This window comes from Corynebacterium sp. MSK074 (assembly GCF_030229735.1).
Lineage (GTDB): Bacteria > Actinomycetota > Actinomycetes > Mycobacteriales > Mycobacteriaceae > Corynebacterium.
This window is the reverse complement of sequence record NZ_JASPIX010000003.1, coordinates 65,069-90,201: the sequence shown is the minus strand read 5'-3', so window position 1 is coordinate 90,201 and position 25,133 is coordinate 65,069. Positions and strand designations below refer to the sequence as shown.

Sequence of the window (25,133 nt, the reverse complement as noted above, 5' to 3'; positions counted from 1 at the left end):
ACAATAGCAGTACCGAACCCGACCTGCCAAAACCCTCCCCGCGGCCGCGGCCTTCACTCCGGCTAGGCCCAGTGGTAGCGCGCCCGCAACCTATTCGCGATTCGTTCGAACCTGCGTTCCGGAAAAAGCGTGCCTTGCCGGCGCACCTGCTCCTCGGATACCTCGAGCAGGCGGTCGAGGCGCACCCAGCAATCGCAGCCGGACTCGTCCCACTCGCCGGAGCCGATTTCCAGCCAGGCGTCGTCAAGCGCGTGCTTTGGGTTGGGGGAGATAAGCAAACCCAACACCGTGGTGCGGGTGCGGCCGACGACCAAAATGGCGCGCTCGCGCGGTGGCGCCTGCTTGCCTTCGGCCGGTACCCACACCCAGACCACCTCGCCGGAATCGGCCTGGCCGTCCATATCGGGGGTGAAAAATATGGACCGGGGGTGGGAGGCAGTGGCTTCTACCTGGATATCGGCGGCCTTTCGCGGCTCGTGGAACTCATCCGACCTATCCAGCCCCAACCGGGAATTAATGCGGCTCAGGCCGGTGTCTATTGGCTCGCGCTCGCTGATTCCCAGCGCTTGGCGCAGACGGGTGAGCATGCCACTTTTCATGTCGACTATTGTAGACGTATGTCTGAAAACTTTGCGGCCACGACGTTTACGGATCCCGCCCGAATCCGAAACTTCTGCATTATTGCTCACATCGACCACGGCAAGTCGACGCTGGCGGACCGCATCCTGCAGCTATCCAAGGTGGTTGCGGAGCGCGATATGCGTGATCAGTTCCTCGATAATATGGACATCGAGCGCGAGCGCGGCATCACCATTAAGGCGCAGAACGTGCGCCTGCCGTGGGTGCCCCAGTCCGGCACCGCGCAGGGGGAGCAGATTGTCATGCAGATGATCGACACCCCCGGCCACGTGGACTTTACCTACGAGGTCTCCCGCGCGCTCGAGGCATGTGAGGGCGCCATCTTGCTTGTCGACGCCGCCCAGGGCATCGAAGCCCAAACCCTCGCCAACCTCTACCTGGCGATGGAAAACGACCTGGAAATCATCCCGGTCCTCAATAAAATCGACCTGCCAGCCGCCGACCCGGAAAAATACGCGCTGGAAATCGCCAATATCATCGGCTGCGAGCCGGAAGAGGTGCTGCGCGTGTCGGGCAAGACCGGCGAGGGCGTGGTCGAGCTGCTGGACAAGGTCTGCGAGCTAGTTCCGCCGCCGTCTTCTGAATTCGACGCCGATGCACCGGCCCGCGCCATGATTTTTGACTCCGTCTATGACACCTACCGCGGCGTGGTGACCTATATCCGCATGGTGGACGGCAAGCTCACCCCGCGCCAGAAGGTCACCATGATGTCGACCAACGCCAACCACGAGCTGCTGGAAATCGGCATTGTGTCGCCCACGATGCAAAAGTGCGAGGGCTTAGGGCCCGGCGAGGTGGGCTACCTTATTACCGGCGTAAAGGACGTCCGTGAGACCAAGGTGGGCGATACCGTCACCTGGTCCAACGGCGGCGCCGAGACCCCACTCAAGGGCTACAAGGATCCGGACCCGATGGTCTACTCCGGCCTTTTCCCCATTTCCCAGGCCGACTTCCCGGACCTGCGCGATGCTTTGGAAAAGCTGCAGCTTAACGACGCCTCCCTTACCTTCGAGCCCGAAACCTCCGTCGCCCTTGGCTTTGGTTTCCGCTGCGGCTTCTTGGGACTTTTGCACATGGAAATCACCCGCGACCGCTTGGAGCGCGAGTTCGGCCTCGACCTGATTTCCACCGCGCCTTCCGTGACCTACCGAGTGGTGGCTGAAGACGGCGAGGAAAAGTGGGTCCATAACCCGTCTGACTGGCCGGAAGGAAAACTTACCGAGGTCTATGAACCAGTGGTGAAGATGACCGTCATCGTGCCCGAGCAGTTCGTCGGCCCCACCATGGAGCTGTGCCAGTCTAAGCGCGGCCAGATGGGCGGCATGGACTACCTTTCCGAGGACCGCGTTGAGCTGCGCTACACCATGCCGCTCGGCGAAATCATCTTTGACTTCTTCGATATGCTCAAGTCCCGCACCAAGGGCTACGCCTCGCTGAACTATGAGGAGGCCGGCGAGCAGCTCGCGGACCTAGTTAAGGTCGACATCCTGCTCAACGGCGACCCGGTCGACGCCTTTTCCGCCATCGTCCACCGCGATTCCGCCCAGTGGTATGGCAATAAGATGACCAAGAAGCTCAAGGAGCTCATCCCGCGCCAGCAGTTCGAGGTGCCCGTCCAGGCGGCCATCGGCTCGAAGATCATCGCCCGCGAAAACATCCGCGCCATGCGCAAGGACGTGCTGGCGAAGTGCTACGGCGGCGATATCTCCCGTAAGCGCAAGCTGCTGGAGAAGCAGAAGGCCGGTAAGAAGCGCATGAAGACGCTGGGCTCCGTCTCGGTGCCGCAGGAGGCCTTCGTGGCCGCGCTGTCTACCGACGCCGACGATTAATCCACCCCAAGCATGCCGAACTCACCTCGCAGCCACGCCGTGGTTGCGAGGTTGTCAGCTGCCGGATTCCACGGCAGGCTTGAGCGCCCCGGTCCGCGCAGGAGGGTTGGGCCTGGGGCTTCAGGCGAGTAGTTAGGTTGAATCGGCCCAGGGTGGGACCCAGACTATTCGACCCTGGCGCCGCTCGAGGCGGCCGCGCACCGGCGGAGCGTGCGGATCGTCGTCGTTGACGCCGTTGTGATACGGGCACGCCACGCTGAGATTCGCCATATTGGTCTCGCCGCCGTGCTTCCACGCCTGCAGGTGGTGGATCTGGCACTTATCCGCCGGATAGTTGCACTCGGCCCACGGGCAGGTGGGGTTTTCCGCGCCCGCCATGAGGCGCTGCTTATCCGAGGCATGCCGCGAGGTGCGATACAGGTTCACCGCTCCCTCATAAGGATGGACGAGGGTGACAAGCCCGCATTCGGCCAAGCGCTTTTCTACCAGCTTCGCGCCGCTGATTTCAGCGCCATTGGTCAGGCGCAGCGTGATTTCCTCGCCTCCACCGCTTAAGATTTCATCCAATTCATCGAGCTGGATGATGATATTCGTCGTCGCGGCAGGCCGCGCCGCAGCCCCGCCGCGGAAGAAGATATTCTCTACGGAATCGAGCGGCTTCTCCTCGTTGATGCTGGCGTGCAGGTCAGCAATGAAATCGGAATCGCCGGTAATCGATAGCGTCGACGGGCCGCCCTTGCGCCGCGTCATCCGCACGCCTTTCTCCGGCTGCCGCGGCGGATACAGCTCCTTCAACCGCGTGCGCGCGAGCTGCTCCACGTCCTGGTTGGTCGCGCACAATTCAGCGCGCAGCGCCCACGCATCCCGCTTGGATTTCGTGCGTGAGACGTACTTTTCGATAATCTTCAACGTCGCCAAGCAATGCTTGGTTGCCCGGCACGAGCGCTGCCGGCGGGTGAAGGGGGTGGGGCCAAAGTAGACGTCGGCAAGCGCAAGCAGGCTCCGTGCCTCCTGCCGGGGAAGCCCCAGCCGGCGCAGGTCGGCCTCGCGCGCGCCAGAGACCTCGCCGAGAAGCTCCATCGGCGAGGCAAGTTGGCGGGCGTAGTCCTGCAAGCGGGTCATGCCGGCGAGCCTAAGACACCCCGCAAGCCCGCGGTAGCCCACCCGCGCCCGCCTGTGGATAACTCGCCCCACCCGTCACACCAACCCCGAACCCGCCGGGCGCCCTGTGGATAATCTGCGGTACCCTCGAATAGGAAAGCGAGAAAGGAGCTCCCCATGACTGACCCGACCAAGCGGATTCGCCCCACCAACCCCGGACGCCTGGCCGCCCCGCGCCAGGCCCAGCAGCTGCCGCCCCTGCCGGTGACGCGGGCGCGCATTGGTGAGCGGGTGGCCACCGAGGTTTTCCAGGAAATGGGCGAGGGCATGCTCGAGGAGCTGCAGAACTTCCGCCGTGACCTGCACCGCAACCCGGAAATCGGCCTGGACCTGCCGCGCACGCAGAAGAAGGTCCTAGAAGCGCTGGAGGGCCTGCCGCTGGAGATTCACGTGGGCCAGGATCTGAGCTCAGTGGTGGCCGTGCTGCGCGGCGGCCAGCGCGGCGAGCGGCCGGTGTCGGTGCTTTTGCGCGCGGACATGGATGCCCTCGAAGTGCGCGAGCAGACCGGCAGCCCGTTCGCGTCGACGAATGGGTATATGCACGCCTGCGGCCACGATCTGCACACCGCTGGTCTGGTGGGCGCGGCGCGGATTCTGTGCGAGCACCGCGAGGAGCTGCACGGCGATGTCACCTTTATGTTCCAGCCCGGCGAGGAAGGCCCGGGCGGCGCGCTGCCGATGATTGAGGAGGGCGTGCTCGACGCCGCTGGCCGACGCCCCATTGCTGCCTACGGCCTGCACGTCGGCCCTCAAGACCGCGGCACCTTCCACTATGTGCCAGGCCCGATGATGGCCAGCTCCTCCAACCTGACCATTACTGTGCTGGGCAAGGGCGGGCACGGCTCCCGCCCGCACGATGCCATCGACCCGGTGGCGGCGCTGGCGGAGATTCAGATGTCGCTGCAGACCGCGCTGACCCGCCGTTTTGATGCGCTGGAGCCCATCGTGATTACCGTGACCAACCTGTGGGCGGGCGACGGCGCATATAACGCCATCCCGGAGCGCGCGGCTTTGGGCGCGACGGTGCGCGTGCTGCGCGATGAGAAAATCGACGCCGTGCGGCAGATGATTACGGAGGTCTCCAGCTCCGTCGCTGCCTCGCACCGCTGCACCGCGCAGGTGGATTTCGAGATTTTGTACCCCACCACCAAGACCAATGCGCGCGAGAACCAGTTCGCCGCCACCTTGTGGGGCCAGATGTTTGGCGCCGAGAACGTCCAGCCTTTCGACGCCCCGATGATGGCCTCCGAGGACTTCGGCTACGTCCTCTCTCAGGTCCCGGGCACGTTTATGTGGATGGGCACGGCCAATCCGGAAAAGCCCGAAAATCAGCGCGAGTGGAATCACTCGCCGATGATGCGCTTTGATGATTCCGTACTCGGCATGCAGGCCGCCGCGCTGGCGGCCGTGGCGTTTGAGCGCTTGGCTACCGAGAACGAGCATCCGTCCGCGCAGACGAAGGCCATGCGCGATGCGGCCGGGGTGCAGAAATAAATCATCCCTAGGGACTATGGCCGCGGGCTTAAGCTTGGGGCCATGGTCAGAACGAAGTGGAGTACGGCGGGCATTGTTGCCGCCTGCGCGGTGGCGAATTGGCTCGTCGGCGTGGTGCTGATGAACCTCGATATTGAGGAGTATTCGCCGACTTTTGAGGAGTACGGGCCCTACATCTGCACCGGGTTTGCGGTAGGCGTGCTGGGCATTATCGCCCTGCCCTTTGCGTTGGAGCACCAACCGCGCGAGCTTTCCGACGTCGACTATTCCGGCTCCACCCGCAGCTTCATCGCCGGTTGCATCGTACTGCTGGGGTCTAGTTCCTATTTCGGCGCGGTCAGCGGAGTCGTGGCCTTTATCTCTATGGTTTCACGCCGCTCGACTACGCGCTCGGTGGCCGCGGTGGCATGCTTTGTAGTGGCGTTTGCGATAGATGCGAGCTTCAACCCGTACCTAAGCTGGGACGAGATTGGGTGGGTTGGTGCCATCTTCGTCGTGGTTGTGATGGTCGCGGGCTTGCTGGTAGGCCAAAAACGCGGCAATCAGCGCGAAAAGCGGTGGCGGGTGGAGCAGCAAGCCCGGATGAACCGCGAAGAGATGCGCGCCAAGGTGGAACATGCACGGCGAGAGGAGCGCGAGAGCATCGCGCGCGACATGCACGATTCGCTCTCTCATCGGCTGAGCCTTGTGGCTATTCATGCGGGTGCGCTGAGCTACCCGCGCGAGGGCGTGCCGGAGGAGTTTACCGACGCAGCCCGCACCATCCGCGCCGAAGCCCAAAACGCGGTAGAAGATTTGCGCACCGTCTTAAGCGCCTTGCGCGAAGACCTTTCCCAGGACCCGCGCACTGGTCTAGAGGAGCTGGTCGCGAGCGCACGGGAGGCCGGCGCAGAGGTAACGGTGGCCTACGCGGACGGTGCCAGCCCGGACGTTTTTGACGGACTGTCCACGATGGCGCAGCATGCCGTGCATCGTGCAGTACAAGAGGGCCTGACGAACGCCCGCAAGCACGCGCCCAGTCAGCCGGTAAGCATCACGGTGCGCGAGGCGGCCGGCGCGGTGGACATCGAGATGGGCAACCCAGTCCCGCGCGGGAAGGCAGGAGCCGATACGGACGGTGTCGAGGGAGGCGCAGGTGGCTACGGTCTAGTGGGACTGCGCGAGCGCGTGGAGCTTTCCGGCGGGCGCATGAGCATCGCGGCTAACCAGGAAAGCCCAGGAGGAAAGGGAGGCGAGGAATTCGGATGGAGTATCCAGCTACCGCTAGCGCACAAGGAGGCCACACGATGAGCGAGATGAGCTGGCAACTGCGCCATCCCGAATACGGGCTCATGCGCATCGACCTAGAAGAAACCACGGCCCGCGAGGGGTGGACGGGAAAATGCTTAGACTTTAAGCGCAGTCTTTTTACCTCCACCGTTGACGGAACTTCGCGCAAGCTCAGCTATACCGATACCGATGACTCGGCCTATAGCGTGGAATTCCTGCGCGGGCACAGCGACGATAATGCGCCCGAAGACGCCGACCGCATCGAGCTGGTGGAGCGCTGCGGTTACGTCGTGCCGGAGTTTCGCGGGCAAGGCGCGAGGGTGCTGTTTGCGGCGGTGGGGAAGCCGGACATCGATAAGCAGCTGCACCGGATAAGTCTGTGGACGTTGCTCCTGCAGACTGCGCTGACATTCATTGCGGCCACGCTAGTCATCGAATTTTTCCCCAAATTCTTCGAAAAGCTAAACGATATTCTCGTGCCCTCGTTCCTCAACGGCGTAGTGGCGGGCCACGTGGGAATCGTGCCGATAGCGCTCGCGGCAGTGGTGGCGGTTACTGTGGCGTATACGCCCGTCGCATCGCAGTTGTGGCGCGCGCGGTGGAATCAACCAGTAGGAAAGGGAGCATGATGGCCGATGCCCTGCGAGTAGTGCTCGTTGATGACGAGGAACTTGTCCGCAGCGGCCTGCGCCTGCTGCTATCCAACGCGCCCGATATCGAGGTCGTGGCCGAGGCGAGCAATGGCCGGGACGCGGTGGCTACGGTGCTCGACGCGCAGCCCGATGTGGTGCTGATGGATATTCGCATGCCGGTCATGGATGGCATCGCGGCCGTGGAGAAGATTCTGTCCGTCCACGCAGTGCCGATCATTATGCTCACGGCCTTTGATACCGATTCCTTCATCCTGCGGGCTCTGCGCGCCGGGGCGGCTGGGTTCTTGCTGAAGTCGACGCCACCGGAATCGCTCATGGCGGCCGTGCGTGCGGCCGCGGCGGGGCAGCCGCTGTTGAGCCGGCAGGTCGTCGACAAGCTGGTAAGCATGCAGGAGCCCGCGCTTGACGACGCCCATTCGCACCACACCCGCACCGCCCGCAACCGCCTAGGGAGGCTTAGTTCTCGCGAGCGCGAAATCGCCGAGCTAGTAGCCCAGGGCTTGAATAACCAGGAAATTGCCGACCGGCTCGTGGTGTCCATGGCCACGGTAAAGTCCCATATGCAGCACATTTTGAAAAAGATCGGCGGAACGAGCCGCGTGCATATTGCGATCATGGTTTTGGAAGCCCGCGGATAGGGCGCAGAGAATCCTCCCTCCGGGGGATACCGCGCGGGTGGCGGGTCGGCTTAGACTGGTGCGCGTTATGAAGTTATTCCGAAAATCCGACGCGATGCTGCAGCGTCCGCTGTGGCAAAAGCTCGTCATCGCCGCGGTGGCAGTGATAGGTGATTTTTTGGTCCTCTCCGTCCACCTAAGTTCTTCCGAAGCCCTAGAAGATCGGGGAGTGCTCTTTTTCGCGGCGACGATTGGCACCTGGATCCTATTGCCCTTTGCTCTCCGGCATGCTGCGCGGGAGCGCGACCCGCGTAGCACCCAGCCGGGTCCGCGCAGCGCGTTGGTAGCGGCGACGATCATTTCTGCGACGGTCTCGATAGCCGAGTTCCGGCCGTCGGTATTTATGGCGGCATTTTCTGCTGCTTCGCGCCGCAGCCGGCTGTGGATGGCGGCGGTATGCGTGGCCATGCTGGCCTCGGAGTTGGTCACTCTCGATTTATCTCGAAGCGAAGGGGTCAGTGCTCCCGGGAAGCTGGGATTTTTCTCTGCCTTCATCCTCCCAGCAGTAGTGGTTTTAGCCGTCGGGTTGGTTCGCTCGAACCAGAAGGAGCGCACGATTGCGCTTCAAGCGCAGGCGGAGCTCACGCATGAGGAAATGGCCACGCGGGAAAACTTTGCGCGGCAGGAGGAGCGCGACCGGATTGCGCGGGATATGCACGATACGCTCTCGCATCGGCTGAGCATGATTGCGGTCTATGCCGGCGGGCTGGCCTATCGCCAGGACTTGGATCCGGAGGAGACACGGAAATCTGCGCGCACGATTCGCGATGAAGCCGAGGCCGCTGTGGGCGATCTGCGCGAGGCGTTGCACTCGCTGCGCAGCGAGGGGCGCATCGATCCGCGCGAGGGCGTGGAATCGCTGGTGGAGCGCTCCCGCCGGGCAGGCATGTACGTGGAGGTGCGCTACCAGCAGGGAGCGGGGCCGCAGTCGCTGGCGGAGCTTAGCACCATGGCCGGCCACGCGGTCAATCGCGCGGTTCAGGAGGGCTTGACCAACGCCCGCAAGCACGCGCCGGGCGAGCCGGTGACCATCACCATCGCCGCGCTTGCCGACGCCCTTTTAATCACCATGTCCAACCCCGTCGCCCCAGCCGAGAAGAAGAGGAGTGGGAACAGTGGCGGGTACGGGATCGTCGGCATGCGCGAGCGCGCTAGTGTGGTGGGCGGATCGCTGCAGGTAAAGGACGAGGAAGAAAGCTTCTCGTGGACTCTGCGCCTGCCCAGGAAGGAAGTACAGTGAGTGATATTCGTGTGGTGCTCGTCGATGATGAGCCGCTGCTGCGCCACGGCCTGCGCATGATCTTGGAAGGCGCGCCGGGCATCAGCGTCATCGGCGAGGCCGGAAACGGCAAGGAGGGAGTCGAGCTCATCCTGGCCGAGGAGCCGGACGTGGTGCTGATGGATATTCGCATGCCGGTCATGGACGGCATCGAGGCGACGGCGCAGCTGCATTCGCTGGCCGGCGCGCGCGATATCCCGGTGGTGATGCTCACCGCCTTTGATACCGACGAATTCATCCTGCACGCCTTGCGCGCTGGGGCGGTGGGCTTTTTGTTGAAGACGACGGCGCCGGAGGCGCTGGTGGCGTCGGTAAGAGCGGCGTCCCAAGGCCAGCAACAGCTCAGCCCAAAGGTGCTAGAAAACCTGGTGGGGCTGGCGGCCACGCCGCCGCAGCCGGAGCAGGAAATGATTCAGCCTAGCGGGCTGGCCGAGCTGAGCGAGCGCGAAAATGAAATCGCCCAGCTGGTGGCCCAGGGGCTAAGCAACGCCGAGATTGCCGAGCAGCTGTTCATCTCCCTGACCACGGTCAAGACGCACATGAAGCACATCCTGGCCAAAATCGATGGCACCAATCGGGTGCACATCGCGATTGCGGTGCTCGGCGGTTAGGCGTGGCTGGGCGGGGCCGCTAGGGCCGGCGGAAAATGGCGGAGGCTAGGCCTACCAGCGCGATGACACCGACGATGATGGAGGCTACCGGCCAGTACTGCGGGAAGTACTTGAGCGTGTAGCCGAATACTTGGCTGTCATCGAAGTGATGCCACAGCGCGAAGGGCATCCACCACAGCTTGCTCAGCGCCAGGAACGCGCCCACCAGGCCGGCTGCTACCCGCGCGCCCCTGCGCAGGAAGAAGCTCGCCGCAACCAGCAGGACGCCCGCAATAGTCAGGGCGAAGAGGAGGGGAGTTTCGGTGCCCAGCGGAGAGCCGCGCAGCAGGAACTCGTGGTCGATTGCGTGTTGCTCGATGAGCGTATAACCATCGAGGACGACGTCGTCTGGAATGCCCATTACTTCTCCTTCTTTTCACCCTCAAAGTCAGGGTGGTTCTTATCGTGCTTGGGGTCGTAGCCGTCGGACCAGACTCCGGTATCGAAGTCGTAGTCGACGTTCTCGCCTTCCTCATCAGTGCGCTGGTACCACTCGGTATAGCGCTCGGCGGAGGAATCGAAATCGTGGCCGGCGCCGCGGTCGCCCTCGGCGTGCTGAACGGTGAACTCGAAGTCATCGCCATGCTCTTCGATGCCGCGCATGATCGCGTTATCCATCGCCGTGCGGGCGTAGGTGCGGCGGATAAACATCGGGTCCGAGCGCAGGTCGCGAATGAAAGCCACCATCATGGCTAAAAGGACCACACAGAAGGGGAGGGCGGCGAGGATGGTGAGGTTTTGCAGGCCGGTCAATACGTCTTCGCCGCCGGTCAGCAGCATGACAATGGCGATGCCCATCATGCACACGCCCCAGAAGATAACCACGAGTTTATTCGGGGTGGGATCACCCTTGGAAGACATCGTTCCCATCACCACAGAGGCCGAATCCGCCGAGGTGACGAAGAAGACGGCCAGCACCACCAGCAGGATATAGGGCGTGATGGAACCTAAAGGCAGGTCCTGGAACATGGCGAAGAGCACCTGCTCATTAGAGGATTCGCCGTCGAAGCCGGCGATGCCTTCGCGGTTAAAAGAAATCGCGGTGCCGCCAAAGATGGTAAAGGCGAGAATAAGAATGATGGTAGGCGCGAAGACGGTCACGGCTGTGAACTCCCGGATGGTGCGACCGCGGGAGATGCGGGCGACGAAGAGGCCGACGAACGGCGTCCAGGCGATCCACCAGGCCCAGTAGAAGGCGGTCCAGTAGGACTGGAACTCGATGGTCTCATCGCCCCAGGACAATCCCTTGGCCATCATCGGCAGAAGCTGATCGATGTAGGTAACAATGCCGGCCGGGATGAGGTTGAGTAGGAGCAGGGTGGGGCCGACAAGGAAGACGAAGACCACCAGCCCCAGCGTCAGCGAGATATTGATATTGGATAGGTAGCGCACGCCGCGCGCCACGCCGGAGACCGCAGAAAGGATAAACGCGCAGCCGAGCACGGCGATAATGATGATGAGCGCGGTATTGGTCATGGGGCCCGCACCACGGATGATGGTGACGCCTTCGCCGATCTGGATGGCGGATAGGCCCAGGGTGGCGGCGGTGCCGAAGAGGGTGGCGATGAGCGCGAGGACGTCGATAAGCTTGCCCACCGGCCCATCCGTATCGCGGGAGCCGAAAAGCGGCTTGAAGATGGAAGAGACCAAAGGCACGCGCCCGCGGCGATAGGAGGAATAGGCAATCGCCGCGCCGACCAGCGCGTAGGCCGCCCACGGGGATATGCCCCAGTGGTAGTGGGCCTGGGCCATGGCTTGGTGCAGGGCTTCGACGGTATTGCCCTCCACCGTGTGCGGCGGCGGGGTGAGGTAGTGCGATAGCGGCTCGGACGGTCCATAGAAGAAGATGCCCACGCCGATGCCGGCGCCGAACATCATGGCCACCCAGCTGAAGTAGCTGAACTCGGGCTCCTCGTCATCGGTGCCGAGCTTGATGCGACCCAACCGGGAGCAGCCGATATAGGCCATGGTGACAATGGCCAGCATCATGGTGATATTGAGCAGCCAGCCAGCGTTGGTAATAGCCCAGCCAAAGGCGGAGGAGGAGGCGCTGGCCACGCTATCGGGCAGGACAACGCCCCAGATGATGAAGGCAATGATGAGGATGGCGGTGATGAAAAACAGCGGCTTATCCAGGCCAAACTTATTGCGCTGGTCTTCGACGCTGATGCCGGGCACAAGCCCTGGGTGCATGTTATGGGGGTACAGGCCCACGGCGCTGCCCTTGTCACTTGGTTCAAGGGAGCGCTCATACGCGCGGGCGGATCGAGAGGAGTTCACGAGTTCCTTACACGGCAGAGGTTTGTCCCTGCCTTACTAGACGGTTCTCTTATTGTCCTGCACTGCCGCAAAAACCGCAAATGTAGTGCATAAATGACACACTATGAAACAGGGTTGTGCAGTAGAGATAGACAATTCTGTCTTAGGTGTCGTAGGCTGAAGCCCTTAACTCGATACAAGGAGAAATAGTGATTATTACCGGACTTCTCACCGGCATCGTCTTCGGTGCCGTGCTGCAGCGCGGGCGCTTCTGCGTGACCGGCATGCTGCGCGATATTTTCCTCAATAAGACGTGGCGCGGCTTTACCGCCCTGCTTATATTGATTTCGGTGCATGCCTTTGGCCTGACGCTGTTGACTGGCACGGGCGTGCTTTCGCCGGAATTTAGCGATTTCAAGCCGGTAGCCGTCATCGTGGGCGGCTTCATCTTTGGCCTCGGCATCATCTTGTCCGGCGGTTGCGCCTCCGGCACGTGGTACCGCTCGGCCGAGGGCCTAGTCGGCTCATGGATTGCGCTGGTGTTTTATGGGCTTTCGGCCGCGGCCATGAAGTCCGGCCCGCTGTCTGGTGCCAATGACTGGTTCAAGCAGTGGAGCCTCCCGGTCACCACCATCCATGGCGCGCTGCATATCTCGCCGTGGATCTTGGTTGCAGTCCTGTGGGTCGTGACCTTCCTGCTGTGGCGCCACTACCGCGCCAAGGACGCCGGCCGCCCGAAGGTGGATTTGGGCCAGCCGTGGTACGCCAAGCCACTGAACATGAACATCGCGGCCGTTGCTGTGGGCATCATCGGCACGGTGGGCTTTGTGCTTTCGGCCAACGCTGGCCGCAACGGCGGCCTCGGCATCACCACGCCGACCGCGGACATCGTCCGCTGGACCGCCACCGGCGATTCCGCGCGCATGAACTGGGGCACCCTGTTGGTTATTGGCCTGCTAGTGGGCGCTTTTATCGCCGCCAAGTCCGCCGGTGAGTTCCGCGTGCGCGTGCCCGATGCGCAGACTGCGACCCGCGCTATTTGGGGCGGCATCATGATGGGCGTGGGTGCGTCGCTGGCCGGCGGTTGCACCGTGGGCAATGGCATGGTGGAGACCTCCCTGTTTAGCTTCCAGGGCTGGGTAGCGCTGTTCTTTATGGCCCTGGGCGTAGGTGCGGGCGCGCGCCTGTGGCTGAAACCCAAGAGTGAGCCGCAGCAGCCGCAGACCTACTCCACCGAGGAATCCGTGGATAACAAGGTGGTCTCCGCCGAGGATAAGGTGCTGCCGAGCTTTGCCACTGCCACCGGGGCAGTAGTGCTCAAGACTAGGCCGCAGGCCAAGGACAAGGCCCGTGCGCTGGGCGGCGGGCGCTATGCGCTCGATACCCTCGGCGCGGTGTGCCCGTTCCCGTTGATCGAGGCCAAGCAGGTCATGGCGGAGCTGGAGACTGGCGAGGCGCTGGTTATTGACTTTGACTGCACCCAGGCCACCGAATCCATTCCGCAGTGGGCGGCCGATGAGGGCCATGAGATTCGTGATTTCCATCGCTCGGGGGATGCTGGTTGGCAGGCTACGGTGGTCAAGGGCGGCTAATTACATCTTTGTCAGCTACTATGTGGAGGCAGAAGAATCGAGCGTGATTCTTGTGCCTCCTTTGTGGTTTGAAAGAAGTTATCGCATGCCCGAGTTTGATGATAATTCCACCGCTGTTGCGGATATTTTGCATGCCTTCGCCGTCTTTGAGCGCGAGGAAGAACACCTGCTGGACGCGGAACTGCGCCTCAACGTCTATGCCAGCTAGGCCATGATCCGCGTCTTTGCTGCGCTATTGCCCTCGGCAGCCGCGCGTGAGCATTTGGTGCATACGCTGCGGCCCATCCACGCGGCAACTACTAATGAGCTGCGTTGGACGGATCCGGATAATTGGCATGTGACCATGGCGTTTTATGGCGAGCAGCCCAATGATGCCGCGGCGGTGCGCGAGCACCTAGCCCACGCGGTGGCAGGGCGCGCGGCGTTGGATGTGCACTTGAGCGGGGCGGGGAGCTTTGAGCAGCGCACGTTGTGGGTGGGCGTCGGCGGGCAGGCGCGCGGTGTGCGGGAGTTGATGGCGGAGTGCCAGCTTGCCGACGTCCCCTTTAGCCACCACCGCCCCCACCTCACCGTCGCGCGTGCCGGCCGGCGGACCCGCGAGCCGTGGGCGCTGGCGGACTATGTGCGCGCGTTATCGGTGTATCGGGGACCGGATTTTCGCGCCGACCGCCTGTGCTTGATGCAATCCCACCTCGGTGAGGGCCGTGGTGGGGGACCACGCTACGAGGTGATGGAGGAGTATCCGCTGTTTTAGGCGGCGCGGGCCGCACGGACTTCGTGCACCAGGGAATCGAGCTCCGCGCGGGTGGCGGTGCGATCCGGGTGGGTGGTGCAGAAATCTAGCAGGAAGTAACCGGCGTGTTGTAGGGCAATGTGCCGGGCCCAAAATTGGCGCACGGCATCGGGCTTATCCACGGCGAGGGATTGGATGGCGCGGCGCTCCGAGAGTAGCTCGTATTGCAGGTCGCGGCGCGCGGACAGTACGGCATCTGGGGTATTGACAAAGAGCAAGCCGAGCAGGGTGGCCATGGACTCCATCGCGCGGACCTGCAAGCGGGCCTGATTGCGCACGGGGGCGCTGCGCTGCCACAGCCACAGCACCGCGGTGGCGATGAGGATGGATAGGACGATCTCGCCGCAGCGGGCCTGGATGGTCGGCCACAGGGGACGGGTGGCGGAATTGCCCATGAGAAGGGCGAGCGGAGTGGAGAAGATAACGCAGATGGCGTAGTTCTTGGCTACGAAGATTTCGGCGCAGAATTGGCACGCGGCCAGTGCAAGCAGGAGCGTCCAACCACTGATGCCGAAGTAGTGGAGGATAGAAAACAGCAGCACGCCGACGACAGAGCCGAGCATGCGGTGGATGCCGCGGACGGTGCCCGGCACATGATCGGGTCCCCATTGCAGCATGAGGAAGGCAGAGACCACGCCCCAGTCCGGGCGGTCAAAGCCGAGGGTAAGGCCTACGAGCACGGTAATGACCGCGGAAAGGACAACCTTTTGGGTGGTGACCATGGCGTGCGAATCGCGGACCGCGGCGCGGTACAGGCGGTAGCGGCCGGTGGGGCGGGTGTGCGGGATGGCGGTGCGATCCGGATCGACGTCGGTGACATTATCGGTGAGCTGATCCGAATCGGCGCCCAAATCCAAGGCGCGATTATGCGCCACGATGGTGTGCTGCGCCGCGAGGGTACGCTCTACTAGGTGGGCTCCCTGGGAGTCGATGATGCGGCCGCCGCGGATAATGCGGGCGTCGGAAAGCGCCTGCCAGGCAGCAAAGAGTGCGGTCTGCGCCTGGTGGTGGCGCGCCAAGGAATCGTCTCGGTCATCCTGGAATGCGGCCGCGGCCTTTTCCAGTGCGGCGACCGCGCGGCGCTCGGGACCGTGGGCGTCAATAAGGGCTGGCGCCATGCCGAGCACGAGGCTGGCTATCATGCCGGTCAGCGCCCAAAAGAGCAGCTGGCCCACGGTGACGTCGGTGCGCGCGAGCATCACCGAACCGCCGCCGACCATGACCAAGAAGAAGGTGCCCGGCGGCGGTAAGCGCAGGGCATTTTGGGCGAAGCCGCACGCGGCGGCCAGAGTTGTGGTGTACAGGCCTGCTAGCAACAGCCACCAATGGCCGTGGCCAGGCGCAAAAATGAGGTGGCCTACCAGCACGCCCACGGCCGCGACCGTAATGAGTGCGGTGCCGGCGGTGAACATGACGCGCGGGCGGGTGCGATAAGGATGGCCCTCGCCAAAGATGACGGTGAACGCGCCGGTGGAAATGAGCAGGATGGCGTAGTCGTGGCCGGTCAGCAGCGCGATGGCGCCGGGAATGAGAATCGCCAAGCCCGCGCGCAGGGCACCGGGCCAGCGCACCGAGGCGCTATTGAACGCGGTGAGCAACTGGGTGGTGCTGGGGCGCTGCGGGATGGGATAGTCAAGCTGGGTGGCCACGGAGCAGCAGGATCCTTTCTCGGCGGAGTTATCTGACCCGACTACCTTACGCCCGAAGCCACCCGCTTTACATGTCGGCGGCCGCGATGAGCCGGCGCGTGTAGTCCGTGCTGGGCGAGGACCATACGGAGTCGGTCGCTCCGTGCTCGATGAGCCGGCCGCGGTCCAGGACCGCGACGCTATCGCATAGGTGGCGCACCACCGCGAGATCGTGGGTGACAAAGAGCAGGGTCAGCTTGCGCTTGGCGATGACCCCCGCCAATAGCTCCAGCACCTGGGCGCGCACCGACATATCGAGGGCAGAGACAGCTTCATCGGCCAGCAAGATATCCGGCTCGCCGCACAGTGCGCGGGCGATGGAAATGCGTTGGCGCTGGCCACCGGAGAACTCGTGCGGGAAGCGATCGAGGCTCTCGGCCGGCAGGCCGACCTCCTCAAGCGCGGCCGCGGCGCGAGCGCGCTTGTCGGCCTTGCTGGGACTGCCGGGGATGGCCTCTGCGATGGATTTCCAGACTTTCAGCCGCGGGTTAAGCGAGCCCTGCGGGTCTTGGAAGACCATCTGCACGCGGCCGCGGACGTCGATGTCACCGCTCGTGGGCTGGTCGAGCCTAGCGATGAGCTTGAGCAGGCTGGTCTTGCCCGAGCCGGAGCCGCCCACGATGCCGAGGCGCTCGCCGTGGTGCACGCGCAGGTCGATGCCATCCAGTGCGGTATGTGCGGCGTGGACCTTGCTGACCCCGCGTAGCGTCACCAGCGCATCCTCCTCCGCCGTGGCAGGAGAAAGGCTCAGCTCCGGCGGCCGCGAGGAAGCGATGAGCGTGCGGGTATAGGGATGCTCGGGTTGGGCAAGCACGCGCTCGGTGGGGCCGGATTCCACCACCGCGCCCTGGTGCATGACGAGGACATTGGGGCACATGCGGCGAATGACGCCCAGGTCATGGGTGATAAAGATCAGAGCAGTGCCGTGGGCCTTGGTCACCCGCTCGATAACGCGCAGCACGCCGTCCTGGGTGGTGGCATCCAGCGCAGTGGTTGGTTCATCGCAGATGAGGAGGTCGGGGCGCCCGGCCATGGCCATGGCGACGAGCACGCGCTGGCGCTGCCCGCCGGAGAGCTGATGCGGAAAGCGGGAGGCGACATCGGCGGCTAGGTCCACCTCGTCGAGCGCGGCCGCGCAATCGCGCACCCCGGCCTGGGAGAGCTGGGTGCCTATGCGCATGAGCGGATCCAGCGCGCTCATCGGCTCTTGGAAGACCATCGCCATGGTGGACCCGCGCAAGGGGCGAATGCGGGCATCGCGCGCGCCGATCACCTCGGTCCCATCCACGGTCACGGAGCCGCTCGCCCGCACCCCATCGGGCAGAAGGCCCATGATAGATAGCGCCGTGAGGGACTTGCCGGAGCCGGATTCACCAATGATGCCGAGCTTCTCGCCGGCCGCGAGCTCAATATTGATGGGGCCTAGCAGGGCAGTGGTGGACCCGGTGGCGGTAACCGTCAGGTCATCTACGTGGAGCAGGCTCATCGCGCGGATCCTTTCAGGCGGGGATCGAGGAGGTCACGGAGGGCGTCGCCAAGCAGGTTAAAGCCCAGCACTGTGGCAGCAATGGCCAGCCCCGGCCAGAAGGCCTGCAGGGGAGCGGTGCCCAGCAGCGACTGGGAATCTTGCAGCATCCGGCCCCAAGAGGCCGCCGGCGGGGCAGTGCCCAGGCCGAGGTAAGAAAGGCCGGCCTCGGCCAGGATGGCAAGGGCGAAGTAGACGGAGGCCTGCACGATGAGCAGCCCGGTGAGGTTGGGAAGGATATGGCGCAGCGCCACCTTCCAACCCGGCACCGCGGAAATGCGCGCGGAGGAAATAAAGTCCTGCGTGATAACCTGCAGCGTGCCCGAACGCGCCACGCGGGCGAAGGAGGGAATGCCGGCGATGCCGATGGCAACCATGGCAGTCAGCGTCGAAGGGCCCCACACCGCGCCGGCAATAATCGCCAACAACAGCGCGGGGAAGGCCAGCAACAGATCCGCGCCGCGCATCACCAGGGCATCTACCCATGTGCCGCGGCGCATGCCGGCCAGGATGCCCAAGGGCACGCCCACGAGGGCGGCGATGCCCACCGCAATAAGCCCGACAAAGACCGTAATCTGGGCGCCCGCCATGATGCGGGAGGCGGTATCGCGCCCAAAGCGGTCCGTGCCTAGGAGATGCTCGGCGCTGGGACCGGCAAGGCGCACATCCGGGTGCGCGAGCGTCGGGTCATACGGCGTCCACACCAGCGAAACCAGAGCCACCAGCACCGTGGCAACGACGAGGAAGGCACCCAGCCAGCCAGAAAAACGCAGCTTCATTATTTCTCACCTGCCGTGATGCGCGGATCGATGAATCGGTAGGCCACATCCGTTAAGGCATTGACCACCAAGGCGAAGGCAACGAGGAGCATGACCAGGGTTTGCACCGTAGTCAGATCGCGCACCGATACCGCATCCAACAGCATGGAACCAATACCGGGGATGACAAAGACGGATTCGATCACCACCGCACCCACCACCATCGTGGTCAGCTGCACGCCCGCCACGGTGAGCACCGGCAGCGCCGCATTGCGCAGGCCATGGCGCTTGAGCGCCTCCCACGGTGACTGGCCGAGTGCACGGGCGGTGCGGATATAGTCCTGATGCAGCACATCAAGCACCGCCGAGCGCACGTAGCGCGTCAGCATTGCGCCCTGCACCACGGCCAGCGCAATGACCGGCAAAATAAGGTGGCGGATAAACTCGCCCGCCCCCTGGTTCGGCGGCACCCACCCATTGGCCGGCAGCCAGCCCAGATGGACGGCAAAGATGGCCACAAGGATGATGCCGAGGAGGAAGCTTGGCACCGCAATGCCCAGCTGCGTGCCGGCCGACACCACATCCGCGCCGCGGCTACGGTTGCGCAGCGCCAGCCACATGCCCACCGGGATAGCCCCGGCCAGTGCAAGCAGCATCGCCAGGCCAATGAGGATGAGCGTGACCTGGGCGCGGTCCAATACCAGCGGCGTAATATCCTGCTGCGAGGACAAAGACTGCCCAAAATTGCCGGTAAATAGGCCCTTTACCCACTCCCAATACTGCGTAAGCAGCGGGCGGTCCAGCCCCAGATCGGAGCTCAGCTTGCCGACGGCCTCTTCGGTCGCATTCACCCCCAGCGCCACCCGCGCCGGGTTGCCCGGCACCGCGCGCATGAGCGCAAAAATGATGATGGAGGCTATAAAGAGCGTCAACGCGAAGCGCAGCAGCGGGCGCGCGATGGCGCGCCCTGTGGTGTGAAGGGAACTCATCGGGCCTCCTTTTCGGTGTTATCTGCGGCGGTGGTTTTAGCGTCCACGTCCGCAGCGGCAGAGGTCAGGTCGCGCAGGATGAGCGCGTCGGTGACTTGATCTGGGTGAAGCCCGCGCACGCCGGCGCGGGTGAGCACGATATTGGGCATATTCATGAGCGTCAGCGCGCCCGCATCAGCCATGATCTGGTCCACGGCCTGCGCCATGAGCTTGGGATAATCCTTCTCAGGTGCGGAATCGGCCTGGGCCAAAAGCACACGGGTGCGCGGGGAATCGTAGTTGAGGTAATAATCCGGATCGCCGAACAAGGTGGGCACATCGCGCGGCTCCACGTGGGAGATGAGCGACATCTGATAGTCCTTGGCTCCCATCACCTGGCCTAGCCACACGGCCGGGAACTCGGCGGATTCCAGCGTCACCTTAAAACCAACCTCAGTAAGCTGCGAGTACAGCAGCTCGGCGACGGTCTGGGCGTAGGGCAGCGTCGGTGTAGTCAGCGTAATTTCGGCGCCTTCCGCGCCGGCCTCCGCGAGCAGCTGGCGGGCCTTATCTGGGTCGTAGTCGTAGTAGTGCTTGTCCTCGAACCACGGATCCGTAGGCGGGATCGGTGCGCCGCCGGTGTCCTTGGCCATCCCATTCCACAAAATGTCATTGGCCGCCGAGCGGTCTACGGCATAGGCCACCGCTTGGCGCACCCGCGGATCGTCAAAAGGCGCGCGGGCATTATTCATGGACAACAGCACCTCACCATTGGTGGTGCCGACCTTGGTAGCGATGCCGTCTTTGACGTCGTCAAGAAGCTCCGGGTTCTGCACGCCCCAGACCACGTCCACGCCGCCGGCCTGCAGCGCATTGACCGAGGAGATGGTATCCGGGAAATAGCGCACCGTGACATCCTGTGCGGCGGGCTTTCCCCAATAACCGTCGCGAACGTGCAGCTCTACGAATTCCGAGGGGGCAAAGCGGGAAACCTCATAGGGGCCGGTTCCCACCGGCTGGGCGGCGAGGTTATCCATGCCGTGTGGCGTCATCATCGCGCCGGTGGCCGTCCCCATGGACCACAGCCAGCCATTGGACGGCTGCTTGAGGCGCACCTTGAGCGTGTGATCGTCTACTGCCGTGGCCGTGTCTACCGGATCCATGGCGGCGGCGATGCCGTTAGTCCACTTCTCGCGCACGTAGTTAATGGAAAAGGCGGCGGTCTCAGCGTTAAAGGCATCGCCATTGGAAAAGATAACGCCCTTGCGCAGGTGGAAAGTATAGGTGCGGGCATCATCGCTGATATCCCACGAAGTGGCAAGCCCTGGGGTAATGGAGCCGTCCTCATCGATGCGCACGAGGGTCTCGTACACGTTGTCCATAAGCACGGCGGGGATGGCGGCGCCACCGGTGGTGGTGAAATCCAGCGAGGTGGCCGCAGAAGTGGAAGCCACGGTGAGGGCAGAAGGTGCGGCGTCGCTGCCTGCCTGGGTGGTATCGACCACCGCGGTATGGCCCGCGGAACACGCCGAGAGGGTTCCTACAGCGGCCGCCATGGCGAGGCTGCCCAGCGCCCTACTGGCGCGAAAACTTCTCATAGAAAGCAGGGTAGCCGGTGGGTATAGCTGCCGTGAAACTTATGCAAAATTTCCCGGAGTGGGGATAACTTCTAGGGGTGAAACGCCCCCGCGCACGCTATTCATCGCCAGCTTCATGCGGTCCGCGCGGTAGAGGTAGACCGCCAATTCCACCGGCTCGCCGGAGTGGTTGGAAATCTCCATCTGCAGCCGCCACAGCGGGGTACCCGTAGCCACGCCAAGCGCTTCAGCGTCCTCCGCATTGGCTTCTTCCAACGTGAGTTCGCGGCGCACATTATCAAAGTCCACGCCGCAATCGCGCAGGTGCGCATGAATGGATCCGGCATCTGCATCGAAGTCCAGGATGTGCTTTCCCACCACCATGGGGAAATACATGCGCTCGATGGCAATGGGGTGGTCTTCGGTATAGCGTACGCGGTGGACAAAGACGACATTTTGTTCTGGGTCTACGCGCAGAAAGCGGGTGATGTCTCGCGGCGCGCGGCGGCGAGCCAGCCACAGGGTGTGCTGCTGCGGATCCACGTCATATTCGCTCAGCCAGCTGGAAATGGAGTAAATCGATTCAAAAAGCTCTGCCTGGGTGGAGGCCAAAACAGTGGAGCGGCGCCCGCGACCTGAGGACACTAGCCCTTCGGCCCGCAAAGCCGCAACGGCTTGGCGCACGGGGCCGCGGGAGGAAGAAAACTTCTCGCACAAGTCTGCTTCACTAGGCAGGAAATCGCCTGGTTGCAGCACGCCGGAGCTGATCTGTTCTCGCAGGTAATCAGCGATCTTCTTATGCTGCTGTTTATCGCGTGGGCTCATTCAACCTTTGTCCTTAGTTTCTCCGGGGCCTTTCCCAGCGGAGCGAAACACAGTAATGTTATTCCATTTTGCAAAGGCGCGCTAATGCAACAAAGCTACCGAGCATGTGCTCCCCCGCCCGGCCAAGGGGAAGGCAAAGGAAAAGGCCACGCGCCGTCCGACCAGCACCGAGATGCTAAGCGAGCACGCTAGGCTAAGTGTCCGTGGACGAGAGCACCGAAACGATTGAAATACGCGCGGCCAGCGGCAGCGCGCGCCTAGGCAGGGCGGTAGCGGTGGCGGTCCTTATTGCCGTCGCGCTGCTAGTAATCGGTGGGGTGCTTATCTACTCGGCGTTGCAAGAACCGGCCGATTCGCGCCTGCACTCCGTTTATCTCATTGCCGCGCTCATGCCCCTAGGCGGGGCGATGTGCGCCATGCTGGCGGTGGTGGCCTCCGTGCGGCGCCGGGCGCGTCCGGTGCTGCGGATCGGCGAGGAGATTTCCTTGCCCCACCAGCGGACCAGTTTCGCCGCCTCTGAGCTAGAGCGCGTGCAGTTCTATTCGCTCGGGCCGGATCAGAATTTCCTTGCCCTGATTCCAGGCGGGGTGCGCGTTTCTACCTTGGACGAGGCCCAACGGTATTCGGCCCGCCTGCCGGAGCAGGCGAACCTGGGCCCGCGGGAACTTGAGGGGAAGCTCCGGGAACGGTTTCCCGGCGTTCCCATTGACCACCTAGGTCAGGTGCGGGCCGAAGACTAGCTCGGGGTGCCAGCTACGCGTGCCGGATTGAGCTGCCAGCCCTGCGCGAGCAGCTGCATATTCTTGAGTACCTCTTCGTGCGAGCTGGACTGCAGCGACACCATGAGCTCATCAGCCTGGGCGTGCTCTTGGAAGGTCTCGAGGTAGTTGGCCACCTCATCGGCGGTGCCGACAGCGGAGTACTTCAGCATGTCTAGGATCTGCTGGCCCTGGTAGGAGCCGATGATCTGCTCTACCTGCTCATCGGTGAGGTGCTTGCCGCGGCCGGCGAAGGCCTTGACGCGGTTGAAGCACACGCGCTCGTATTCTTCCTGTGCCTCTTGGGTGGTATCGGCGGCGGTGACGTTGACGCCGGCGATGACATAGGGCTTGCTAAAGCGCTCGGAGGGCTGGAAGTGCTCGCGGTAGTAGGTGGTGGCCTGCTCGAGGTGCTGCGGGGCGAAGTGGGAGGCAAAGGCATAAGGCAGGCCGAGCTTGGCGGCCAGCGAGGCGCCGAACATGGACGAGCCCAAAATATAGATAGGCACGTGGGTATTCGCGCCTGGAATGGCACTGACTCCTGGGATATAGGACTTGCCCTCGAGGTAGGAGTTGAGCTCCTTGACGTCCTCGGGGAAGCGCTCGGCAGAGTGGGCGTCACGGCGCAGCGCGCGGCCCAGGGTATTCATGTCCGTACCGGGGGCGCGGCCCACGCCCAAGTCAATGCGCTCGGGGTACATCTCCTCCAAGGTGCCGAATTGCTCGGCGATGACATAAGGGGAGTGGTTGGGCAGCATCACGCCGCCGGAGCCCAAGCGGATGCGCTCGGTCTTCGCACCGATGTGGGCGATGAGCACGGCCGGGGAAGAGGACATGATGGACTTCATATTGTGGTGCTCGGTGTACCACATGCGGGAGTAGCCCAGTTTCTCTGCTTCCTGTGCCAATTGCACGGAGCGGGCGATGGACTGTGCTGGAGTTTCGCCCTCATAGATGGTGCAGAAGTCCAAGACGGAAAGATGCGCGCGTTCGGTCACGGTGGAGGGCCTTCCTTTGCTTCGGTAAATGCTCTATAAGTTCTCTCCTTCCAACGGTACGCGCCACCCGACTATTCCGGTCGGGGGCGATACGGCAGTGTGGAGTGGAGAACGGTAGGCACATAGAAATCTCCCCTCCGCCTCGGCGCTGCGGTGCAGTGCGGAGAGGGAGGGGAGTGTGGAGGAAGCGGAGGGCGACTAGGCCTCTGCGAGGGCCTCTGCCTCGGCCGTTTCTTCCGTCGGTGGGTTGGCGGCGGCGTGCTTCTCGCCGGCCTTGGTGGCGATATCGACAACGAGGCCGATGACTGCCGCGATAGCGGTAGGAACAATCCAGCCCAAGTCCACGGACTGGCCGGGCGCCAGGCTCAAGAGGGGATCGAGTGCGTCGGCGCCCCAACCCTGGGCGGCGATGACGGACAGGGCCGACCACAGCACCGATACCCACAGCGCCAGGCGGTAGGTCCAGTAGAAGACGACGGACTTTTTCACCATCGGCTGGATCAGGGTGAGAGCGATAAGGGAGATGGCCGGTGGGTACAAGAAGGTGATGAACGGAACCGCGATAGACAGCACCGTATCCAGGCCCTGGAAGGCAAAGAGGATGGACAGCGTGGTAAACAGGCACGCCCATACGTGGTACTTGACCTTGGGCATGAGCATCTCGAAGAAGGCCGACGTGGAGGTGATAAGGCCCACCGCGGTGGTCATGCAGGCCAGGATGACGATGGCAGAGAAGACTGCCTGGCCGATGGTGCCCATGGTGAGATTGGCGGCGTCGGCAAGCAGGGGCGCTCCCGACTCATAGGACTGGCCGTTCGGCAGGGTCTGGCCCACCCAGGCCAAGCCCAGGTAGATTGCGCCCAGCAAAAAGCCCGCAATGAGCGCGGCGGTGATAGTGCCGTTAACCAAGGACTTTTTGGTCTTAAACCCCTTGGAGCGCAAAGAGCCAACAATCACGATGGAAAAGGCCAAGCCCGCAATGGCATCCATGGTGTTATAGCCCTCAAAAAGGCCGGTGACCATGGGGGAAGAAGCATAGTCCGTGGTAGGGGCCTGGGGATCGCGGGGATTGTTGAAAGCTGCCAAGGCAATGAGGATAACCAACAGCGCTACCAAAGCCGGGGTGAGGAATTTACCCAAGGTATCGATAATGGAATTCGGCTTCCAGGACAGCGCTAGGGCGATGAGGAAAAAGACCACATTGAAGATGCCATTGGCCATGGTTCCTTCCCAGCCCAGCAGTGGGGTGATGGCGGTTTCCATAGAAACGGCGCCGGTGCGCGGCAGGGCGTAAAAGGCGCCGATGGCAAGGTAGGCCATCACAGAAAAAACGAGGCCGAAAAGTGCGCCGCCGTTGGAGCTCAGGTCGCGCACGGAGCGGCCAGAAATGGAGACGGCGACAATGGCTAGGACCGGAAGGAGCACGCCGGCGGCGAGGAAGCCGAGGACAGCGGGCCAAAAATTGGTGCCGGCCGAAACGCCCACCATGGGTGGGAAGATAAGGTTGCCGGCGCCGAAGAACATCGAAAACAGCATCAACGACGCAATTACGATGGTGGCGCCGGGCTTAGAGGTGCGTGACGCAACTGGGGTAGCCATGGTGGCTCCTTAATTTTCCATGTACAGCTAGTATGCGATGAGGCTCCCGTTCCGCCGAGGGGTGGTGGCGGGGTGGGGATCGTCCTCGCGGTCCGAGGTGGCGGGTCGCGCCTGTTCGTGTAATGAGACATTACTGCCCACA

At 63.2% G+C, this 25,133-nt stretch carries 23 protein-coding genes; 11 read left to right on the top strand and 12 right to left on the bottom strand.

Annotation, left to right across the window (positions count from 1 at the left end; all coding sequences use genetic code 11):
* Positions 1 to 62: 62 nt before the first annotated feature.
* Positions 63 to 599, bottom strand: a complete 537-nt coding sequence (locus QP965_RS04265) for a type II toxin-antitoxin system PemK/MazF family toxin (protein ID WP_049378502.1) — start codon at positions 597 to 599, stop codon at positions 63 to 65.
* 18 nt (positions 600 to 617) lie between these two features.
* On the opposite strand from QP965_RS04265, the gene lepA reads away from it, so the two are divergent.
* Positions 618 to 2,468 carry a translation elongation factor 4 gene (lepA, locus tag QP965_RS04260; RefSeq protein WP_005329262.1) on the top strand — a complete coding sequence of 617 codons (1,851 nt, stop codon included), beginning with the start codon at positions 618 to 620 and terminating at the stop codon, positions 2,466 to 2,468.
* A 132-nt stretch (positions 2,469 to 2,600) separates the two neighbouring features.
* Here lepA and QP965_RS04255 read toward each other — a convergent pair whose 3' ends face one another.
* Positions 2,601 to 3,590, bottom strand: a complete 990-nt coding sequence (locus QP965_RS04255; RefSeq protein ID WP_284844224.1) for an HNH endonuclease signature motif containing protein — start codon at positions 3,588 to 3,590, stop codon at positions 2,601 to 2,603.
* A 156-nt stretch (positions 3,591 to 3,746) separates the two neighbouring features.
* Between QP965_RS04255 and QP965_RS04250 the strand changes: the two genes are divergently transcribed.
* The 6 genes from QP965_RS04250 (at position 3,747) to QP965_RS04225 (ending at position 9,612) form a co-directional block, all read left to right on the top strand.
* Entirely contained in the window at positions 3,747 to 5,123 is a 1,377-nt protein-coding gene (locus tag QP965_RS04250; RefSeq protein WP_005326385.1) for a M20 metallopeptidase family protein, read from the top strand.
* A 42-nt stretch (positions 5,124 to 5,165) separates the two neighbouring features.
* Complete coding sequence (locus QP965_RS04245) at positions 5,166 to 6,413, top strand: sensor histidine kinase (protein WP_284844225.1); 1,248 nt, start codon at positions 5,166 to 5,168, stop codon at positions 6,411 to 6,413.
* Positions 6,410 to 7,021, top strand: a complete 612-nt coding sequence (locus QP965_RS04240; protein ID WP_284844226.1) for a hypothetical protein — start codon at positions 6,410 to 6,412, stop codon at positions 7,019 to 7,021. The genes QP965_RS04245 and QP965_RS04240 overlap by 4 nt, the downstream gene beginning before the upstream one ends.
* Positions 7,018 to 7,683, top strand: coding sequence for a response regulator (locus QP965_RS04235; protein WP_284844227.1), 666 nt, complete (start codon positions 7,018 to 7,020; stop codon positions 7,681 to 7,683). The genes QP965_RS04240 and QP965_RS04235 overlap by 4 nt, the downstream gene beginning before the upstream one ends.
* 67 nt (positions 7,684 to 7,750) lie before the next feature.
* A complete protein-coding gene (locus tag QP965_RS04230) occupies positions 7,751 to 8,962 on the top strand; it encodes a sensor histidine kinase (protein ID WP_284844228.1) in 1,212 nt (403 codons plus the stop codon).
* Complete coding sequence (locus QP965_RS04225) at positions 8,959 to 9,612, top strand: response regulator (RefSeq protein WP_284844229.1); 654 nt, start codon at positions 8,959 to 8,961, stop codon at positions 9,610 to 9,612. Before QP965_RS04230 ends, QP965_RS04225 begins: the two co-directional genes overlap by 4 nt.
* A 19-nt stretch (positions 9,613 to 9,631) precedes the next feature.
* Here the strand turns inward: QP965_RS04225 and QP965_RS04220 are convergent, their stop codons facing one another.
* Together QP965_RS04220 and QP965_RS04215 are read right to left on the bottom strand one after the other, a co-directional pair.
* Entirely contained in the window at positions 9,632 to 10,012 is a 381-nt protein-coding gene (locus tag QP965_RS04220; protein ID WP_284844230.1) for a hypothetical protein, read from the bottom strand.
* Positions 10,012 to 11,844, bottom strand: coding sequence for a BCCT family transporter (locus tag QP965_RS04215; protein WP_284844286.1), 1,833 nt, complete (start codon positions 11,842 to 11,844; stop codon positions 10,012 to 10,014). The genes QP965_RS04220 and QP965_RS04215 overlap by 1 nt, the downstream gene beginning before the upstream one ends.
* A 275-nt stretch (positions 11,845 to 12,119) precedes the next feature.
* On the opposite strand from QP965_RS04215, the gene QP965_RS04210 reads away from it, so the two are divergent.
* The 3 genes from QP965_RS04210 (at position 12,120) to thpR (ending at position 14,256) form a co-directional block, all read left to right on the top strand.
* Positions 12,120 to 13,502 (top strand): YeeE/YedE thiosulfate transporter family protein, encoded by a 1,383-nt coding sequence (locus tag QP965_RS04210; protein ID WP_284844231.1) that lies wholly within the window; start codon positions 12,120 to 12,122, stop codon positions 13,500 to 13,502.
* A gap of 85 nt (positions 13,503 to 13,587) precedes the next feature.
* The gene (locus QP965_RS04205; protein WP_255342548.1) at positions 13,588 to 13,710 is read left to right on the top strand and encodes a hypothetical protein; all 123 of its coding nucleotides are present in this window, start codon (positions 13,588 to 13,590) and stop codon (positions 13,708 to 13,710) included.
* A gap of 3 nt (positions 13,711 to 13,713) precedes the next feature.
* Entirely contained in the window at positions 13,714 to 14,256 is a 543-nt protein-coding gene (thpR, locus tag QP965_RS04200; RefSeq protein WP_239192453.1) for an RNA 2',3'-cyclic phosphodiesterase, read from the top strand.
* Here thpR and QP965_RS04195 read toward each other — a convergent pair.
* From QP965_RS04195 to QP965_RS04170, 6 genes are all read right to left on the bottom strand, one after another.
* Complete coding sequence (locus QP965_RS04195) at positions 14,253 to 15,944, bottom strand: FUSC family protein (protein WP_284844232.1); 1,692 nt, start codon at positions 15,942 to 15,944, stop codon at positions 14,253 to 14,255. The genes thpR and QP965_RS04195 overlap by 4 nt on opposite strands.
* A 67-nt stretch (positions 15,945 to 16,011) precedes the next feature.
* Complete coding sequence (locus QP965_RS04190) at positions 16,012 to 17,469, bottom strand: ATP-binding cassette domain-containing protein (RefSeq protein ID WP_284844233.1); 1,458 nt, start codon at positions 17,467 to 17,469, stop codon at positions 16,012 to 16,014.
* The gene (locus tag QP965_RS04185; RefSeq protein WP_284844234.1) at positions 17,466 to 18,287 is read right to left on the bottom strand and encodes an ABC transporter permease; all 822 of its coding nucleotides are present in this window, start codon (positions 18,285 to 18,287) and stop codon (positions 17,466 to 17,468) included. The genes QP965_RS04190 and QP965_RS04185 overlap by 4 nt, the downstream gene beginning before the upstream one ends.
* Positions 18,287 to 19,255, bottom strand: coding sequence for an ABC transporter permease (locus QP965_RS04180; protein WP_284844235.1), 969 nt, complete (start codon positions 19,253 to 19,255; stop codon positions 18,287 to 18,289). Before QP965_RS04180 ends, QP965_RS04185 begins: the two co-directional genes overlap by 1 nt.
* A complete protein-coding gene (locus tag QP965_RS04175; RefSeq protein WP_284844236.1) occupies positions 19,252 to 20,832 on the bottom strand; it encodes an ABC transporter substrate-binding protein in 1,581 nt (526 codons plus the stop codon). Before QP965_RS04175 ends, QP965_RS04180 begins: the two co-directional genes overlap by 4 nt.
* A 39-nt stretch (positions 20,833 to 20,871) precedes the next feature.
* Positions 20,872 to 21,636, bottom strand: a complete 765-nt coding sequence (locus QP965_RS04170) for a GntR family transcriptional regulator (RefSeq protein ID WP_284844237.1) — start codon at positions 21,634 to 21,636, stop codon at positions 20,872 to 20,874.
* A gap of 203 nt (positions 21,637 to 21,839) precedes the next feature.
* Between QP965_RS04170 and QP965_RS04165 the strand changes: the two genes are divergently transcribed.
* Positions 21,840 to 22,376: a hypothetical protein gene (locus QP965_RS04165; RefSeq protein WP_284844238.1), complete on the top strand. Its 537-nt coding sequence runs from the start codon at positions 21,840 to 21,842 to the stop codon at positions 22,374 to 22,376.
* Here QP965_RS04165 and QP965_RS04160 read toward each other — a convergent pair.
* Positions 22,373 to 23,392 carry an LLM class flavin-dependent oxidoreductase gene (locus tag QP965_RS04160; protein WP_284844239.1) on the bottom strand — a complete coding sequence of 340 codons (1,020 nt, stop codon included), beginning with the start codon at positions 23,390 to 23,392 and terminating at the stop codon, positions 22,373 to 22,375. The genes QP965_RS04165 and QP965_RS04160 overlap by 4 nt on opposite strands.
* A gap of 198 nt (positions 23,393 to 23,590) precedes the next feature.
* Positions 23,591 to 24,991, bottom strand: coding sequence for a branched-chain amino acid transport system II carrier protein (brnQ, locus tag QP965_RS04155; RefSeq protein ID WP_284844240.1), 1,401 nt, complete (start codon positions 24,989 to 24,991; stop codon positions 23,591 to 23,593).
* Positions 24,992 to 25,133 lie beyond the last annotated feature (142 nt).

Bases quoted from the DNA above. Each gene is read 5' to 3' on its own strand.
- QP965_RS04235 (WP_284844227.1), top strand. From the start codon at position 7,018: ATGATGGCCGATGCCCTGCGAGTAGTGCTCGTTGATGACGAGGAACTT.
- QP965_RS04250 (WP_005326385.1), top strand. From the start codon at position 3,747: ATGACTGACCCGACCAAGCGGATTCGCCCCACCAACCCCGGACGCCTG.
- QP965_RS04190 (WP_284844233.1), bottom strand. From the start codon at position 17,469: ATGAGCCTGCTCCACGTAGATGACCTGACGGTTACCGCCACCGGGTCC.
- QP965_RS04230 (WP_284844228.1), top strand. From the start codon at position 7,751: ATGAAGTTATTCCGAAAATCCGACGCGATGCTGCAGCGTCCGCTGTGG.
- QP965_RS04170 (WP_284844237.1), bottom strand. From the start codon at position 21,636: ATGAGCCCACGCGATAAACAGCAGCATAAGAAGATCGCTGATTACCTG.
- thpR (WP_239192453.1), top strand. From the start codon at position 13,714: ATGATCCGCGTCTTTGCTGCGCTATTGCCCTCGGCAGCCGCGCGTGAG.
- QP965_RS04240 (WP_284844226.1), top strand. From the start codon at position 6,410: ATGAGCGAGATGAGCTGGCAACTGCGCCATCCCGAATACGGGCTCATG.
- QP965_RS04255 (WP_284844224.1), bottom strand. From the start codon at position 3,590: ATGACCCGCTTGCAGGACTACGCCCGCCAACTTGCCTCGCCGATGGAG.
- QP965_RS04180 (WP_284844235.1), bottom strand. From the start codon at position 19,255: ATGAGTTCCCTTCACACCACAGGGCGCGCCATCGCGCGCCCGCTGCTG.
- QP965_RS04265 (WP_049378502.1), bottom strand. From the start codon at position 599: ATGAAAAGTGGCATGCTCACCCGTCTGCGCCAAGCGCTGGGAATCAGC.
- brnQ (WP_284844240.1), bottom strand. From the start codon at position 24,991: ATGGCTACCCCAGTTGCGTCACGCACCTCTAAGCCCGGCGCCACCATC.
- QP965_RS04205 (WP_255342548.1), top strand. From the start codon at position 13,588: ATGCCCGAGTTTGATGATAATTCCACCGCTGTTGCGGATATTTTGCAT.
- lepA (WP_005329262.1), top strand. From the start codon at position 618: ATGTCTGAAAACTTTGCGGCCACGACGTTTACGGATCCCGCCCGAATC.
- QP965_RS04220 (WP_284844230.1), bottom strand. From the start codon at position 10,012: ATGGGCATTCCAGACGACGTCGTCCTCGATGGTTATACGCTCATCGAG.
- QP965_RS04245 (WP_284844225.1), top strand. From the start codon at position 5,166: ATGGTCAGAACGAAGTGGAGTACGGCGGGCATTGTTGCCGCCTGCGCG.
- QP965_RS04215 (WP_284844286.1), bottom strand. From the start codon at position 11,844: ATGCACCCAGGGCTTGTGCCCGGCATCAGCGTCGAAGACCAGCGCAAT.
- QP965_RS04185 (WP_284844234.1), bottom strand. From the start codon at position 18,287: ATGAAGCTGCGTTTTTCTGGCTGGCTGGGTGCCTTCCTCGTCGTTGCC.
- QP965_RS04175 (WP_284844236.1), bottom strand. From the start codon at position 20,832: ATGAGAAGTTTTCGCGCCAGTAGGGCGCTGGGCAGCCTCGCCATGGCG.